Origin of the sequence: Rhizobacter koreensis, from assembly GCF_013366375.1 — a bacterium.
GTDB lineage: Bacteria > Pseudomonadota > Gammaproteobacteria > Burkholderiales > Burkholderiaceae_C > Schlegelella_A > Schlegelella_A koreensis.
Genome location: NZ_JABWMJ010000002.1, coordinates 369,660 through 385,614, shown reverse-complemented (window position 1 = coordinate 385,614; position 15,955 = coordinate 369,660). Strand labels below are relative to the sequence as shown.

The 15,955-nt window shown below is 71.9% G+C and carries 13 protein-coding genes; 9 read left to right on the top strand and 4 right to left on the bottom strand.

The window, feature by feature from the left end:
- Positions 1-57: 57 nt before the first annotated feature.
- From HQN59_RS05580 to HQN59_RS05560, 5 genes are all read left to right on the top strand, one after another.
- Complete coding sequence (locus HQN59_RS05580; RefSeq protein ID WP_176066925.1) at positions 58-501, top strand: HIT family protein; 444 nt, start codon at positions 58-60, stop codon at positions 499-501.
- A 166-nt stretch (positions 502-667) separates the two neighbouring features.
- Positions 668-2,956, top strand: a complete 2,289-nt coding sequence (locus tag HQN59_RS05575; protein ID WP_176066923.1) for an LptF/LptG family permease — start codon at positions 668-670, stop codon at positions 2,954-2,956.
- The gene (locus tag HQN59_RS05570) at positions 2,953-4,167 is read left to right on the top strand and encodes a CDP-alcohol phosphatidyltransferase family protein (RefSeq protein WP_176066921.1); all 1,215 of its coding nucleotides are present in this window, start codon (positions 2,953-2,955) and stop codon (positions 4,165-4,167) included. The genes HQN59_RS05575 and HQN59_RS05570 overlap by 4 nt, the downstream gene beginning before the upstream one ends.
- Complete coding sequence (locus tag HQN59_RS05565) at positions 4,167-5,309, top strand: dATP pyrophosphohydrolase (RefSeq protein ID WP_176066919.1); 1,143 nt, start codon at positions 4,167-4,169, stop codon at positions 5,307-5,309. Before HQN59_RS05570 ends, HQN59_RS05565 begins: the two co-directional genes overlap by 1 nt.
- Positions 5,306-6,142 carry an NTP transferase domain-containing protein gene (locus HQN59_RS05560; RefSeq protein WP_176066917.1) on the top strand — a complete coding sequence of 279 codons (837 nt, stop codon included), beginning with the start codon at positions 5,306-5,308 and terminating at the stop codon, positions 6,140-6,142. The genes HQN59_RS05565 and HQN59_RS05560 overlap by 4 nt, the downstream gene beginning before the upstream one ends.
- A gap of 188 nt (positions 6,143-6,330) precedes the next feature.
- On the opposite strand, the gene HQN59_RS05555 is transcribed toward HQN59_RS05560, so the two are convergent.
- Both HQN59_RS05555 and HQN59_RS05550 read right to left on the bottom strand, forming a co-directional pair.
- Positions 6,331-7,131, bottom strand: a complete 801-nt coding sequence (locus HQN59_RS05555; protein WP_176066915.1) for an NTP transferase domain-containing protein — start codon at positions 7,129-7,131, stop codon at positions 6,331-6,333.
- Between the two features lie 103 nt (positions 7,132-7,234).
- Entirely contained in the window at positions 7,235-7,891 is a 657-nt protein-coding gene (locus HQN59_RS05550) for a 4'-phosphopantetheinyl transferase superfamily protein (protein ID WP_176066913.1), read from the bottom strand.
- A 215-nt stretch (positions 7,892-8,106) separates the two neighbouring features.
- On the opposite strand from HQN59_RS05550, the gene HQN59_RS05545 reads away from it, so the two are divergent.
- From HQN59_RS05545 to spt, 4 genes are all read left to right on the top strand, one after another.
- Entirely contained in the window at positions 8,107-10,050 is a 1,944-nt protein-coding gene (locus tag HQN59_RS05545; protein ID WP_176066911.1) for a non-ribosomal peptide synthetase, read from the top strand.
- Between the two features lie 199 nt (positions 10,051-10,249).
- Positions 10,250-12,070 (top strand): fatty acyl-AMP ligase, encoded by a 1,821-nt coding sequence (locus HQN59_RS05540; RefSeq protein ID WP_176066909.1) that lies wholly within the window; start codon positions 10,250-10,252, stop codon positions 12,068-12,070.
- A 10-nt stretch (positions 12,071-12,080) separates the two neighbouring features.
- Entirely contained in the window at positions 12,081-12,350 is a 270-nt protein-coding gene (locus HQN59_RS05535; RefSeq protein ID WP_176066907.1) for a phosphopantetheine-binding protein, read from the top strand.
- Complete coding sequence (spt, locus tag HQN59_RS05530) at positions 12,347-13,564, top strand: serine palmitoyltransferase (protein WP_176066905.1); 1,218 nt, start codon at positions 12,347-12,349, stop codon at positions 13,562-13,564. Before HQN59_RS05535 ends, spt begins: the two co-directional genes overlap by 4 nt.
- A 7-nt stretch (positions 13,565-13,571) precedes the next feature.
- Here the strand turns inward: spt and HQN59_RS05525 are convergent, their stop codons facing one another.
- Both HQN59_RS05525 and serC read right to left on the bottom strand, forming a co-directional pair.
- The gene (locus HQN59_RS05525) at positions 13,572-14,762 is read right to left on the bottom strand and encodes a phosphoglycerate dehydrogenase (RefSeq protein ID WP_176066903.1); all 1,191 of its coding nucleotides are present in this window, start codon (positions 14,760-14,762) and stop codon (positions 13,572-13,574) included.
- Complete coding sequence (serC, locus tag HQN59_RS05520; protein ID WP_176066901.1) at positions 14,755-15,837, bottom strand: 3-phosphoserine/phosphohydroxythreonine transaminase; 1,083 nt, start codon at positions 15,835-15,837, stop codon at positions 14,755-14,757. Before serC ends, HQN59_RS05525 begins: the two co-directional genes overlap by 8 nt.
- Between the last annotated feature and the right edge of the window lie 118 nt (positions 15,838-15,955).

Sequence of the window (15,955 nt, the reverse complement as noted above, 5' to 3'; positions counted from 1 at the left end):
GAGAATGGCGCGCTTCGTGCGAACCGCACCTCCCGAGCAGCATCGGCTGCGATGACGATGGCGAACGCCACAGAAACCAAGTTCGGCGATCCGGCGATGCGGCTCGCGCAGGGCGAGCGCTGGACCGTGCTGCTGCGGCCCAAGCAGCCGACGCTGGGCTCGCTCGTGCTGGTGTGCCGCGAACCGGTGCGAGCCTTCTCCGACGTCAGCGTCGAGGGGTTCGCCGAAATGCGCGCCATGGTGCGCCGCATCGAGGCGACGCTGCGCGAGGTGGTCGGGTACGAGCGCATCAACTACCTGATGCTCATGATGGTCGACCCCGACGTGCACCTGCACGTGATCCCGCGCTATGCCGGCGCGCGCGAGTTCGCCGGCACGAGCTTTCCCGACGCGGCCTGGCCCGGTCCCCCGGCGCTCGAGCCGGCGGTCGCGCTCGATGCGGACGCCGCCGCGGCGCTGCTCGAGACGCTGCGCGACGCCTGGTCGCGGGCGGCGGGCTGACACCGTGCAGCTCGCTGCTCGCGGTCGCGGCGCGGCCGACTTCCGGTTGGCTGCCGGCCGCCGCCGGCCGGGTGCGCACGCCGGCCCCCCGCCGGCCGATCGTGACGGGCATCCGCCCGGCTCGCGCGCGCCGGTCGGCGCCCCCCGCCACCGCTAGAGGCGCGCGTTGCGCCCCTTCGTTCCCGACCGCCTCGACCGCCACGCGCTGCGCCTCCTGATCGTGCCGCTGGTGGCGGCGCTGGGGGTGCTGCTGATGTCGCAGCTGCTCGAGCGACTGCTGCGCCTGTTCGACATCGCCGCATCGTCCGGCGCGCCGCTCTGGAGCGTGCTGCCGATGGCGGCCAACCTGGTGCCGCATTACCTGGGCATGGCACTGCCGATGGCGTTCACGGCGGCGATCTTCATGGCCGCCGCCACGCTGGTCGACGACAGCGAGCTCGACATCATGCTGTCGTCCGGGCGCTCGCTGGCACGCATCGCCGCCCCGTATTTCGCGCTCGGCGCGCTGCTCGCCCTGTTCAACCTCTATCTCTTCAGCGAGTTGCAGCCGCACACGCGCTACGGCTACCAGGTGGCGGTGCAGCGCGCGGTCCAGACCGCGTGGGTCGCCCGCATCGAGGAGAACCGCTTCGTCGACACCGGCCAGGGCAACGTCTTCAGCGCCGATACCGTCGATGCCGACGGGCGTGGCCTCAGCAACGTGTTCGCCGAGCGAAGCACGCCGCAATACGAGGAGATCACCACCGCGGCGCGCGGCCGCCTGGAGCCGCGCGGCGACGGCCGCGGCTGGACGCTCGACCTGCAGCGCGGCCTCGTCGTGCGGGTCGCCGACGGCGCGGTGGTCTCGACGCTGCGCTTCCCCGAAGGCGTGGCGAGCCGCGACCTCACGCCGCGTGGTCCGCCGTTCCGCCCGCGCGGGGCGTCGGTGCGCGAGCGCACCTCGGCCGAGCTCTGGCGCGACATGCGAAGCGGCGGCCGCGACCCCAAGGTCGCCGCCGAGTTCCACGGCCGTCTCGCGCGGGCGCTGATCCCGCCGCTGCTGCCGCTGATCGCGTTGCCGCTCGGCATCGCGTCCAAGCGCGGGCGGCGCGCGCCCGGCGTGGTGTTCGCGACGCTCGCCCTCTTCGCGCTGCACCACGCGCTGCAGTTCGGCGAGCGGCTCGCCGACAGCGGCCGCGTCGCGGCGCTGCCGGCGCTCTGGCTTCCGTTCCTCGGCTTCGCGCTGCTCGGCGTCTGGATCTTCCGGCGCAGCCTCGCGTGGCCGGGCGACAACCCGGTGACGCGTGCCGTCAACGCGATCGAGAGCGCGTTCGAGCGCGGCATCCGCGAGTGGTGGCCCTCGCGCGACCGCGAGCGCGCCGCCACGTCGCTGCGCAAGTCGCGCCTCGCGCGCGGCACGCTGCCCGGCTATCTGCGTCAGCGCGTCGGCCTGCAAGTCGTCGCGGTCCTCGCGGTGCTCACCGGGCTGATGCAGCTCCTCGACCTGCTCGGCGTCACAAACGACGTGCTGGATCGCGGCCAGGGCCTGCGCGACCTGCTGCACTACGGCTTGCTGCGACTGCCCGCCGAACTGGTGCTGGGCCTGCCGCTCGCGATGCTGCTGGGCACCCTGCTCGCGCTGCGCGCGATGGCGCTGCGCCTCGAGATCGGCGCGATGCGCACGTCGGGGGTCAGCCTGATGCGCGTCCTCGCCTACCTGCTGCCGCTCGCGGTGGTGCTGGCGCTCGCGCAGTTCGCGGTCAGCGAGCGCGTGCTGCCGCGCACCGAGACGGCGCTGCGCCAGTGGTGGAACGCGAGCGCGCCGGCCGACGACCCGGCGGCGCGGCGCTGGGCCCACACCAGCACCGGCCCGGTGTCGATCGAGGCGATCAGCCCGGACGGGCGGCATCTGCAGCGCCTGCGCATCTACCAGCGCGATGCCAGCGGCCTCATCGCGTCGCGCATCTCGGCAGCGAGCGCGCGCTGGAGCGACCAGCGCTGGCAGCTCGAGGGGGTCACCGAAGTCACGCTCGCCGACGGCGCGGTGCGCCGCGTCGACGCGCCCGCGCGCGAGTGGCAGACCAACCTGCGCCCCGACGACGTGCTGCGCCTCGACGTGTCGCGGCCGTACCTGTCGAGCGCGATGCTCGCCGACGTGCTGACCGGCGCGCGCGTCGGCACCCAGGCGACGAGCTACTACCGCACCGCGCTCTACCGCTCGTTCGCCGCGCCGCTCGCGGTGATCGTCATGCTGCTGCTCGCGCTGCCGGTCGCTGCCGCGCTGCCGCGCGACCGCCGCGGCGGTCGTGGCATGCTCGCGGCCCTCGCACTCGGACTCGCCTTCCTGTTGTGCGACGGCATGTTCGGCGCTTTCGGCTCGAGCGGCCGTCTGCCGGCGCCGCTCGCCGCCTTCGCGGCGCCTCTTCTTTTCGGCCTGTTGGGCCTCCTGCGGGTGCGCGCCTGCGAACGTCTATGAATCTCTGGATCGATACCGCGTCGGCCGCGTCGGCCGAATGCCTGTTCGGCGTCGCGCCGCTCGAGCGCCTGCGCCTCACGGCCGGCAAGGTGAAGGGCATCGACGCGGTCACGTTGTCGGGCCCCGACGCGGGCGCCGCGCGCTGGCTCGGCGCGCGCGGCGACAGCTCCGGTGCGCCGCTCGGCACGCGCCTGCGTGCCGCGCTCGTGACCAGCCCGGGCGGCATCGTCGCCGTCGACGGCGCCAACGCGGTCGACCCGCGCCTCGTGGGCTACCTCGCCGGTCGTGCGGCGCCGTGCGTCGCCGCGCGTGGCGAGGGTGCCCAGCGTGCGGTGGTGCTGCGCCTCGACCCGCCGCTCGCCGATGCAATTCCGCCGGATGCGCGCGACCTGCGCGAAGTGGCCGACGCGTTGCTCGCTGCCGGCCGCATCGCGCCGCTCGCGGAGGCCGATTTCCCCGCCTACGTCGACAAGCTGCGGCGCTCGCTGCCGTACTGGATCTACGCGGTCGACGGTGCGGCGACGCGGCGGCGCCTCGAGCGCCAGATGTTTTGGGACAACTACAAGGGCTCGACCGACCTCTTGACGCGATACGTGTACCCGCCGCTGGTCTGGCCGCTGGTTCGCCTGTGCATCCGCCTCGGCATCCACCCGAACGCGGTGACGCTGCTCTCGGTGGTCCTCACGTTCGCCGCGGTGCCGCTCTTCGCGCGCGGCGACTTCCTGCTCGGCTTCGTCTGCGCGTACGGCATGAGCGTGCTCGACAGCGTCGACGGCAAGCTCGCGCGGGTGACGCTCACCGACTCGAAGATCGGCAACGTGCTCGACCACGGACTGGACCAGGTGCACCCGCCGTTCTGGTACTTCGCATGGGCCTGGGGGCTGGGAGCGCGCGCGTGGGCCGACCCGCTCTACCAGGCCGCGGTCTGGCTGATCGTGTTCTATTTCGCCGACCGCATCGTGCTGGCGATCGCCAAGCGCCGCATCGGCTTCGCGCTGCACGCGGCGACGAAGCTCGACGGCCGCGTGCGCAGCTTCATCGCGCGCCGCAACATCACGATGACGATCATGGCGTTCGCGCTGCTGGTCGGCGCCGGGCCGGCCGGGTTCTACCTGATCACGGCCTGGCAGGGCCTGACGTTCGCCTGGCACAGCGCTCGCACGATCTGGCTCGGCTTTCTCGCGCGCGGTCGGGCGCGCCCGGAGTTCTGATGGCAAACCTCGAAATCATCCCGGTCAGCACGTCGGCCGAGCTCGACCGGTTCATCGCGCTGCCGGCGCGCCTGCACGCCGGCGACCCGCACTTCGTGACGCCGCTGCAGCAGGAGCGTCGCGACGCCCTCTCGCCGAAGAAGAACCCGTTCTTCGCGCATGCCGAGGTGCAGTTCTGGCTGGCCCGTCGCGACGGCCGCGACGTCGGCCGGATCAGCGCGCAGGTCGACCGCCTGGTGCCCGACCCCGAGGTCGGCCACTTCGGGATGATCGCGGCCGAGGACGATCCGGCGATCTTCGCGGCGCTCTTCGAGACCGCCGAGGGCTGGCTCCGCGCGCGCGGCAAGCGCCGCGTGCTGGGCCCGTTCAACCTCTCGATCAACGAGGAGACGGGGCTCCTGATCGACGGCTTCGAGACGCCGCCGATGCTGCTGATGGGGCACGACCGGCGGTACATCGGCGGCCGCCTCGAGGCGCTCGGCTACGCCAAGGCGAAGGACGTGATCGCCTATCTCGTGAACATCGAGCGCGAGCTGCCGGCGTCGGCGCGTCGCCTCATCGACCGCCGGCAGGCGTCGACGCTGACGGTGCGCAACCTCGACGTGAAGCGCTACCGCGAGGAGTTCGACACCGTCACCGAGATCTTCAACGACGCCTGGTCGCGCAACTGGGGCTTCATCCCGTTCACCGAGGCCGAGATCGCTCACATGGCCAAGAGCATGAAGCCGCTGATCGACCCGCGCTGCGTCGTGATCGCCGAGATGAACGGCAAGGCGATCGGCTTCGGCATCGCGCTCCCGAACCTCAACGAGCTGATCACCGACTTCAACGGGCGCCTGCTGCCGTTCAACTGGGCCAAGCTGCTGTGGCGCCTCAAGCGCGGCGCGAAGACGGCGCGGGTGCCGCTGATGGGCGTGCGGCGCAGCTTCGACGGCGGCCTGGTCGGCGGCCTGGTGCCGTTCCTCATCATCGACGAGCTCGCCAAGGGGCTGCGCGCGCGCGGCGCGCGCGAGATCGAGCTGTCGTGGATCCTCGAGGACAACCGGCCGATGCGCAACGTGATCGAGTCGCTCGGCGCGGTCGCGTACAAGACCTACCGCGTCTACGAAAAGGCGCTCGGCGCGCCCGTCCCGGCGGCGTGACGGCGCCCCAGCAGGCGCCGCGCGGCCTGACCGCACTGGTGCTGGCGGCGACGCGGCCGGGCGGCGACCCGCTCGCGGCGGCGGCCGGCGTCAGCCACAAGGCGCTGATCGAGGTCGGCGGCCGCACGATGATCGAGCGCGTCGTCGGCGCGCTCGCCGCCGTCGCCGCGGTCGCGCGCATCGTCGTCGTGATCGAGCGCCCGGAGCTGCTGCGCGGACTTGCGGGCGTCGAGGGCTGCGGCAAGCCGGTCACCACGCGCGCGCCCGAGGCGGGCCCGAGCGCGAGCGTCGCGGCCGCGCTGGCTGCCGAAGGCGTGCCGCTCCTCGTCACCACCGCCGATCACGCGCTGCTCCAGTCGCGCTGGATCGACGAGTTCCTGGCTGCGTGCCCGCCGGAGGCCGACCTCGCCGCCGCGCTGGCGCGGCGCGACGCGGTCGAGGCCGCCGCGCCGGCGACGCGCCGGACCTGGCTGCGCATGGCCGACGGCGACTTCTCGGGCTGCAACCTGTTCCTGCTGGCGCGGCCGGCGGCGGCCGGTGCGATCGCGTTCTGGGGCGAACTCGAGCGCGAGCGCAAGCGCCCGCTGCGCATGGTGCGTCGCCTCGGCTGGACCTTCGCGCTGCGCTACCTGCTCGGGCGCCTGTCGCTTCCGGCCGCGGCGGCGCGCCTCGGCCAGCTCGGTGGCGGCGCACGCCTCGCCGTGGTGAGCCTTGCGGACGGACGCGCGGCGATCGACGTCGACAAGATGGACGACCTCGACCTGGTGCGGCGCCTGGTCGCGGCCGACGCGGCGCGGGGTGTCCCGGCGGCCACCGGAGTGGACGGGAACTGAGACGCAGCGCTGCGTGCACGGCGCCGGCGCCCGACTTGCAGGTGGACCCGATGGCGCCGGAGGGCGCCGGTCGAAGACGCCTGCAGCGCCTTCGCAGCGCTCGCATTCGCCATCGCCTGCAACCCTCAGCAACGCTGATCGCACCCGAGGCAGCGCCCACGGCCAGCCCGCGCGCGGGCTGCAGGTCGTCAGGCTGTCTGCAGATCGGTGTGCGCTGCCGCGGCGTGCGACTTCGCCTGCCAACCGGCCGAGAGCGAGCGCACCCAGGTGAGGTCGGCAGGGAAGTCGAGCTCGCCCCAGTCGAGGCCTTCGATCGACTCCACGCGCACGTCGACGCCGGCGTTGGCGAGGCGATGGATCGCCGACAGATACCAGAGCGCCGGGCCTTCGGGGGTGCGCATAGTGCGCTCGATCTCGGCGACGAAGTGACCGGCGCCGGTGGCGTCGAAGCGCAGGAAGCCGATCGACTCGCCGTCGGTGCGCTCGGCCGGCAGCGTCTTGCCGATCGCGCGCAGGCGCCCGCCGTCGGTCTCGACCTTCATGTCGTCGGCGTCGTAGCTCGGCTTGCGGTCGATCGTCACGGTGATCGGCGCGGCCGGCGCGTCGACGAGGCGCTGCGCGATCGCCGGCTCGAACAGCGTGTCGCCGTTCAGGATGAGACAGCCGCCCGCGATCTCGGCGCGCGCCATCCAGCAGCTCGCGAGGTTGTCGGCGAGCTTGTAGAACGGGTTGAAGAGCGTGCGCACGGCAAGGCCGGGCGGAGCGATCCGCTCGAGCGCCGCCTCGACCAGATCGGCGCGAAAACCGGTGACGACGACCGCCTCGGGAATGCCGGCCGCGGCGAGCCCGCGCAGCTGCCACTCGAGCATGCTGCGCCCGCTCAGGTCGAGCAGGCACTTGGGCAGTTGCTCCGTCAGGGGCAGCAGGCGGCTGCCCTGTCCGGCAGCGAGGATGACCGCCCGTTGCGGCAGGGAAGGGAATGAGCGCACCAGTCCTCCAGATTTCGTGGGACGCGAGCTTACCGTCCCCGACGGCCGGTTCCGTCGCAAGACGCGGGCCGGACGCAATCCGTCACGTGAGCGCCACGGCGCCTCAGGTGAGCGCGCGCTCCAGCGCCGCGCGCTCGATGCGCGTCAGGCTGATCGGTTTCGGACCGTCCGCCAGCGCCAGGTGCGCAGCGTAGCCGGGGCCGACCGCGAGCGCCGGCGTCCACCAGAGCGTCCCGTTCAGCGACGCGTGTTCGGGGCCGACCATGGTGTCGACCGCGGGAACCGCGGCCAGCCCCGCCGTGCCGGCTGCCTTGACGACCGCCTCCTTGCGGGTCCAGATCGCGAGGAAGCGTTCCGGGCTGACGCCGGCCCACGCCCGTTCGGCCTCGCTCAGGTAAATGCGGAAGTGCTCGGCGTTCGCGGCACCGAGCGCCTCGACGTCGATGCCGACGGCACCTGCGGTCGACAGCGCGCAGGCGACGAGGCCGTCCGCGTGCGAGACGCTGATGTCGACCGGAACGCCGAGGCCGAGACGCCCGCCGGGTGCCTCGTGCATCGACTGCAGCGCCGCGGGCGGGTGGCCGAGCCGCAGCAACCCTTCGGCCAGCAGTCGCGTCCCGAGCAGCGAGCGCGCGCGGCCCCGCGGTTCGGGGCGTGCCGCGATGCGCGCGCGCCGCGCCGGCGGCAGCAGGTCGAGCCAGGCGCGTTCGAGCGATGCGGGCAGCGCGAACTCGGCGCCGATCAGGACGTTGACCGCCACGGCTGCAGGGTGGTGCGCATGGGCGGCATAATCGCAGGTTTGCCGGATCACCCGCCGGGCGGAACCTTCGACGGCTCCCGCCATCCGGGGCCGCCCCGCCGCTCGCGCAGCCGCCTTGCTGCGCTCGAGGCGCGGACTCCGGCCGTTACCCGTTTCGAGCTGGTCGCTCGCGCACCGCGCGTTCGCCGCCGACGGCGTTTGTCCTGACCTAGCCGATGCCGCGATTCGAGACGCTCAGCGCGATCCTGCCTGCCGCCAGCCGCGATGACCGTGAGCTCACGTTCATCGACGGCGTCGACGAGCAGCGCACGATCACGTTCGGCACCCTGCGCCATCGCGCGCTCGCGCTGCTCGGCGCGCTGCAACGCCGCGGTCTCGGGCGCGGCGACACGATGGTGCTCTTCGTCGGCGACAACGAGCGCTTCGTCGAGATGTTCTGGGCCTGCGTGCTCGGCGGCATCGTGCCGGTGCCGCTCGCTGCCGCCGGCGCCGACGAGCACGTGGTCAAGCTGCTGCGCGTGTTCGCCCAGCTCGAACGCGCGTCGGTCTACATCGACCGCGCCGGCCTCGAGCGCCTCGACGCCCACGCTGCGGCGCACGACCTGAGCCGCGATGCCGCCCGGCTGCGCGAGGCCGCGCTGCTCGCCGGCAGCTTCGATGCATCCGGCGCGGCGGGCGAGGCGACCGACCCCGATCCCGACGACCTCGCGTTCATCCAGTACTCGTCGGGCTCGACCGGCTCGCCCAAGGGCGTGATGCTGACCCACCGCAACCTCGCGGTGAACATCGCCGCGATGATCGATGCGGCGAACCTGACCGATCGCGATTCGTCGCTCAGCTGGATGCCGCTGTCGCACGACATGGGGCTGATCGGCTTTCACCTGAAGATGCTGGCGTGCGGCGCGAGCCACGCGATCATGCGGACCGACCTGTTCGCGCGCCGCCCGCTGCTCTGGCTCGAGCTCGCGAGCCGGCGCCGCGTGACGCTGCTGTCGTCGCCGAATTTTGGCTACCAGCACTACCTGCGGCAGTACGCGCTGCGCCCGCCCGAGCGGCTCGACCTCTCGAGCGTGCGCCTCATCTACAACGGCGCCGAACCGATCTCGGCCGATCTGTGCCGGCGCTTCGCCCGGACGATGGCGCCGCACGGCCTGCGCCCCGAGAGCATGTTTACCGTCTACGGGCTGGCGGAGGCGACGCTCGCGGTGAGCTTTCCGCGTCCGGGCTCGAGGCTCGCGACGATCGAGCTCGAGCGAGGGCAGCTCGGCGTCGGCGAGCGCGTGCGCGCGGCCGCGCCGGGAGCGCGCGGCGCCGAGTTCGTGAAGGTCGGCAGCGCGGTGCCCGACGTCGAGATCCGCATCACCGATTCGAGCCGTGCGCCGGTCGGCGAGCTCGTCGTCGGCCATGTCGAGGTTCGCGGGGCCAACGTCACTGCCGGCTACTACCGCGACCCGGTCGAGACGGCCGCTCGCCGCTCCGCCGACGGCTGGTTTGACACCGGCGACCTCGGTCTCGTCGCCGACGGTCAGCTCGTGATCACCGGGCGTGCCAAGGACCTCGTGATCGTGAACGGTCAGAACCACTACCCGCACGACCTCGAGCGCATCGCCGAAAGCGTGCCCGGCATCGAAACCAACCGGATCGCCGCCGCCGGCGTGCGCGGACCCGATGCCGAGAGCGAGGAGCTCGCGCTCTTCGTGCTGCATCGCGGCGACCTCTCCAGCTTCGCGGCGAGGGCACTCGCATTGCGCGAAGCGGTCGCGCGCCAGGCCGGCGTCGAGGTGGCGCACGTCGTGCCGGTCGCGCGCATTCCGAAGACGAGCAGCGGCAAGCTGCAGCGCTACGCGCTCGCCGCCGCCTTCGAGGCCGGCGAGTTCGACGTTGTGCGTTCCGAGCTGACCTCGCTGTTGCAGCCCCGCAACACCGAGGTGCCCGCGTCGACGCTCGCTGCGCTGCTGGCGATCTGCCGGCGCACCATTCCCGAGCGCGCGATCGGACCTGATACCAACCTGCTCGACATCGAGCTCGGCTCGCTGGCGCTGGCGCGCCTGCACGAGGCGATCGAGCGTCAGTTCCCCGGGCGCGTGGAGGTCAGTGACCTGCTCGATCACCCGACCCTGGCAGCTCTCGCGGCCAGGGTGGACGAGGTCTCCTGCTGAGGCTTTGCACCACGATGAAAGTCAAGTCAAACCCGATGAACGTTGCGCCGCCGATGGGCACTGTGGCTTTTTGGTTCCACTCAGGCACGCGCGTTGCGTCGCACGCTGCGTGCACGCTACATTTTCGTGTTTTTGGGGCGGAGCCTTGCATGGCAGAGGAGTCGTTGTTGAGGGGTAGCCTGTGAGTTCGAGCCTTGCCGTGAACCGCGCAGAGCCTCTTCACGACGGCCCGGCCCCGACACCGACCGTCAGCGGCGTCGCGCTGCGCAGCGCCGACTTCGCCACCCTCGCCGAAGCGCTCGACTACGCCGCCACCGGCGATTCCGGGTTCAACTTTTACGATGGCCGCGGCGAGCTCACCGCCACGCTGCCGTATCGCGTGCTGCGCGAGCGCGCGCTCGAGATGTCGCGTCACCTCGCGCCGCTCGGTCGCGGTCAGCGCCTGGCTCTGGTCGCCCACACGCACCCCGACTTCGTGGTGATGTTCTACGCGTGCCAGTACGCGGGCCTCGTGCCGGTGCCGCTGCCCGCGGCGGTGCACCTGGGCGGGCGTGAGGCCTACATCCGTCACCTGCGCCAGCTGCTGCGCGACTGCAACGCGGTCGCCGCGTTCGCGCCGTCCGAGTTCATCGGCTTCCTGCACGAGGCGAGCGAAGGCCTTTCGATGACGCTCGCCGGCACCGCCGACGACTTCCGCACCCTCGCGGTCGCGTACGACGCGCCGCCGCCGCCGGCGCCGGAAGAGCTCGCCTACCTGCAGTACACCTCGGGCAGCACGCGCTTTCCGCGCGGCACGATGATCCGCCAGTCGGCCGTCATGGCGAACCTGCGCGGCATCTTCAACGACGGCTTTCCTCTGGTCGAGGGCGACCGCTTCTGCTCGTGGCTGCCGTACTACCACGACATGGGCCTCGTCGGCATCGTGCTCGGCTGCGTGGCCACCCAGCGCTCGGTCGACTTCCTCCCGACTCGCGACTTCGCGATGCGCCCGCGGCTCTGGCTCAAGCTCATCTCGCGCAATCGCGCCACGATCTCGTTCAGTCCGCCGTTCGGCTACACGCTGTGCGCACGGCGCCTGCGCGCCGGCGACACCGACGCGCTCGACCTCTCGTCGTGGCGCGTCGCCGGCGTCGGCGCCGAGATGATCCACCCCGAATCGCTCGGCCAGTTCGCCGCCGCGGTCGCGTCGGCCGGCTTCGATGCACGCGCCTTCCTGCCGTGCTACGGCATGGCCGAGTGCTCGCTCGCGGTCAGCTTCGCGCGCCCCGGCGAGGGCGCGACCAGCGACCAGATCGACGTCGACCTGCTGTCCAGGGGCGGCGAGGCGCGCGCGGCGAGCGCGGGCGGCAAGGTCAAGACCTTCATCAACTGCGGCAAGCCCTTGCCCGGCTACGAGGTCGAGATCCGCGACGATCGCGGCGCCGTGCTCGGCGAGCGCCGCTGCGGCCGCATCCACCTGCGCGGTGCGAGCGTGATGTCGGGTTACTTCGGCAACCACGAGGCGAGCCGCGAGGTGCTGAGCGAGGACGGCTGGCTCAACACCGGCGATCTCGGCTACCTGGCCGACGGCGCGCTCTACATCACCGGTCGCGCCAAGGACCTGATGATCATCAAGGGCCGCAACATCTGGCCGCAGGACCTCGAGTACCTGGCCGAGCAGCAGCCCGAAGTTCGCCCGACCGATGCCTCGGCGTTCTCGGTGCCCGACGACGACGACGGCGAGACCGCGGTGCTGGTGGTTCAGGTGCGCGAGTCCGATCCGGACCGGCTGGCGAGCCTCAGCGAGCGCCTGCAGAAGGCGATCCAGTCCGAGTTCGGCATTCAGTGCCTGGTCGAGCTGGTCGCACCGCACACGCTGCCGCGCACCTCGTCCGGCAAGCTCTCGCGCAGCACCGCGCGCAAGGAGTTCCTGCAGCGCCTGAGCGACGTGGCGTTGAGCGAGCCGCGCATCGGCCTCGTCGCGCAGCCGGCGCCGGCGCGCGCCGCGCGCGAGGAGCTCGCGCTCGCGGCCAGCCGCTGAGGAGCGCCGCGTGACCGACACCACGGCGCGCGTGGAGGCCGCCATTCGTGCCGCCCTTGGCACCATCAAGCCGGCGTCCGCCGATATCGACGGAGACGCCGACCTGGCGCTCGTCGCCGGCCTCGACTCGGTCGAGGTGATGGACCTCGTCATGGAGATCGAGGACCGGCTCGACGTCTCGATCCCGGTCGAGAGCCTCGCCGAGGCGAGCACCGTCAACCAGCTGCGCACCGGCATCTGCCGCCTGATCGACGGCGGCGCGCCGGCCGGGCCGGCGTGAGCCTGTTCGACAAGTTCGCGCCGCAGCGCGCGCTGCAGGCGAGCCTCGCCGAAGCCGGCGGCGTCGCGCCGATCGCGACGCCGATCGACGCCGTGCAGTCGGCGACCTCCGGCACCATCGGCGGGCGTCGCGTCATCCTCGCGGGTACCAACAACTACCTCGGGCTCACGCACGACGCGACGTGCCGCGCCGCGGCGATCCAGGCGATCCAGAGCTTCGGCACCGGCACCACCGGCTCGCGCATGGCGAGCGGCAACTTCGCCGGCCATCGCGCACTCGAGCGCGCGCTCGCCGACGCGTTCGGCTGGCCGGCCGCCATCGTGTTCTCGACCGGCTACCAGGCCAACCTCGGCGCGCTGTCGGCGCTGGCCGGTGCCGACGACTTCCTGCTCGTCGACGCCGACAGCCACGCCAGCATCCACGACGCCTGCCGCCTGAGCGCGGCGACCACGATCCGCTTCCGCCATAACGACGTCGAGAACCTCGCGCGCCGCCTCGAGCGGCTCGGCGACGACGCACGTCGCACGCTGGTGGTGGTCGAGAGCCTCTACAGCACGCGCGGCGACCGGGCGCCGCTGCGTGAGATCGTCGACGTGGTTCGGCGTCACGGCGCCTTCCTGCTGGTCGACGAGGCGCATTCGTTCGGCGTGTTCGGCGCGCGCGGCCTCGGCATCTGCGAGGAGCTCGGCCTCCTCGACGAGGTCGACTTCATCGTCGGCACGTTCTCGAAGAGCCTGGGCGGCGTCGGCGGCTTCTGTCTCAGCCGGCACGCCGACCTCGAGCTCGCCCGGATGGTGAGCCGGCCGTATATCTTCACGGCGTCGCCGGCGCCGCCGGTGATCGCGGCGACGCACCAGGCGCTGCGCCTCGTGCTCGCCGGGCACGATCTGCGCGAGCGGCTGCAGCGCCACGCCGCCCACGTGTACGCCGAGGTCGCGCGCCTGGGCTATCAGCTCGGCACCGACACGCCGGGGCCCGTCGTCGCGCTGGTGTTCGAGACGCGCGAAGGGGCGCTCGGCGTCTGGCAGGGCCTCATGGACGCGGGCATCTACACCAACCTGATGATCCCGCCGGCGACGCCGTCGGGTCTGAGCCTGGTGCGCATCAGCCTCAGCGCCGCACACAGCGACGACGACATCGCCCACATCGTCGCCGCCCTCGCGCACCTTGCCGAGCCGCAGACCGCGGACGGCGTGACCGCTCCGGCGATCTGAGCCGGCGCTAGTCGCGCAGCGGCAGGTAGCGCACCGAGAGCACGCCCTCGATCGCGCGCAGCGCGTCGAGCGTCGCCGCGCCGACGTCGCTGTCGACGTCGACCAGCGTGAACGCGACGTCGCCGCGCGACTTGTTGACCATGTTGTGGATGTTGAGCCCCGCTTCCGCCATCGCGGTCGAGATCTGGCCCAGCATGTTCGGCACGTTGGCGTTGGCGATCGCGACGCGGTAGCGCGACTCGCGCGTCATCGACACCGCCGGGAAGTTGACCGCGTTGGCGACGTTGCCGTGCTCGAGATAGTCGCGCAGCTGGTCGACCACCATCGAGGCGCAGTTCTCTTCGGCCTCCTGCGTCGAGGCGCCCAGGTGCGGCAGCGCGATGACGCGCTCGTGGCGCACCGACGCCGGACTCGGAAAGTCGCACACGTACCACGCCGGCGTGCGCGTCGCGAGCGCCTTCAGCACCGCCGCCTCGTCGACGACGCCTTCGCGCGAGAAGTTGAGCAGCACCGCGCCCGGCTTCATCGAGCCGACGTTGTCGGCGTTGACGAGGTGGCGCGTGGCCTCGATCAGCGGCACGTGCAGCGTCACGAAGTTGGCCTGGCGCAGCACTTCGCCGACGCTCGCGGCCTTCTTCACCTGTGCCGGCAGGCTCCAGGCCGCGTCGACCGTGATCTCGGGGTCGTGGCCGAGCACGTTCATGCCGAGCTTGATGGCGGCGTCGGCGACCAGGCATCCGATCTTGCCGAGGCCGACGATGCCGAGCGTCTGGCCCGCCAGCTCGCTGCCCGCGAACGCCTTCTTGCCTTCCTCGACCGCGCGCTCCATCTCGGCCTCGGGCTGCTCGGGGTGCAGTCCGGCGACGAAGCCGAGCGCGGGCACCAGGTTGCGCGCCGCCAGCAGCATGCCGGCGAGCACCAGTTCCTTGACCGCGTTGGCGTTCGCGCCGGGCGCGTTGAACACCGGCACGCCGCGCGCACTGAGCCGGGCCACCGGGATGTTGTTGGTGCCGGCGCCGGCGCGCGCCACCGCCAGCACGCTCGCCGGGATGTCGCCGGCGTGCATGTCCGCGGAGCGCACCAGGATCGCGTCGGGCGCCTCGACGTCCTTGCCGACCCGGTAACGCCCCTCCGGCAGGCGCTTCAGCCCGCGTGCCGAGATCTGGTTCAGCACGCGGACGTTGAATGGCCTATCCATTCGACGCCTCGAACTCTTTCATGTAGGCGACCAGTGCCTCGACGCCCTCGATCGGCATCGCGTTGTAGATCGAGGCGCGCATGCCGCCGACCGAGCGATGGCCCTTCAACTGCTTCATGGCGCGCGCTTCGGCGCCCTTCAGGAACGCCGCATCGAGGCTCTCGTCGCGCAGCTTGAACGGTACGTTCATGAGCGAGCGGTCCTCGCGCGCGATCGGGCTCGTGTAGAAGTCGCTCGAGTCGACGAAGTCGTAGAGGATCGCCGCCTTGCGCCGGTTGTGCGCCTCGATCGCCGCGAGGCCCCCCTGGTCCTTGATCCAGCGGAACACGAGCCCGGCGATGTAGATCGCGTAGGTCGGCGGCGTGTTGAGCATCGAGTCGTTGGCCGCCTGCTGCGCGTAGTCGAACGCGGTCGGCGTGATCGGCAGCGCCTGGCCGATCAGGTCGTCGCGCACGATCACGATCGTGAGGCCGGCCGGGCCGATGTTCTTCTGCGCGCCGGCGTAGATGAGGCCGTAGCGGCTGACGTCGATCGGGCGCGACAGGATGTTCGACGACATGTCGGCGACGAGCGGAACGCTGCCGGTGTCGGGCGTCCAGTGGTACTCGACGCCGCCGATCGTCTCGTTCGAGCAGATGTGGACGTACGCCGCGTCGGGGTCGAGGCGCCAGGCGTCCTGCTTCGGAATCGCCGTGAAGTTGCTGCCCTTGCCGCTCGCCGCGACGTTGACGGTGCAGTAGTGGCCCGCTTCCTTGATCGACTTCTTCGACCAGTCGCCGGTGTCGACGTAGTCGGCGCGCGTCTTGCCGCGCAGCAGGTTCATCGGAACGATCGCGTTCTGGCCGATCGCGCCGCCCTGCAGGAACAGCACCTTGTAGTTGGCAGGAATCGCGAGCAGCTCGCGCAGCAGCGCCTCGGCCTCGGCGTGGATCGCGATGAACTCCTTGCCGCGGTGGCTCATCTCCATCACCGACATGCCGGAGCCGTGCCAGTCGAGCATCTCTTCGGCCGCGAGGCGCAGCACCGGTTCGGGCAGCGCCGCGGGGCCGGCGCTGAAGTTGAAAACGCGTGTCATGGAAGCTCCGGGAGAACGCCATCGAGGCGAGGGCAGGAGCGTCGATTATCGGGACGCGCCCGGCGCCCGGCATCGGTGAAGGCACCCGGGCAGGACAAGACTGCGCGGCATCGCCAGA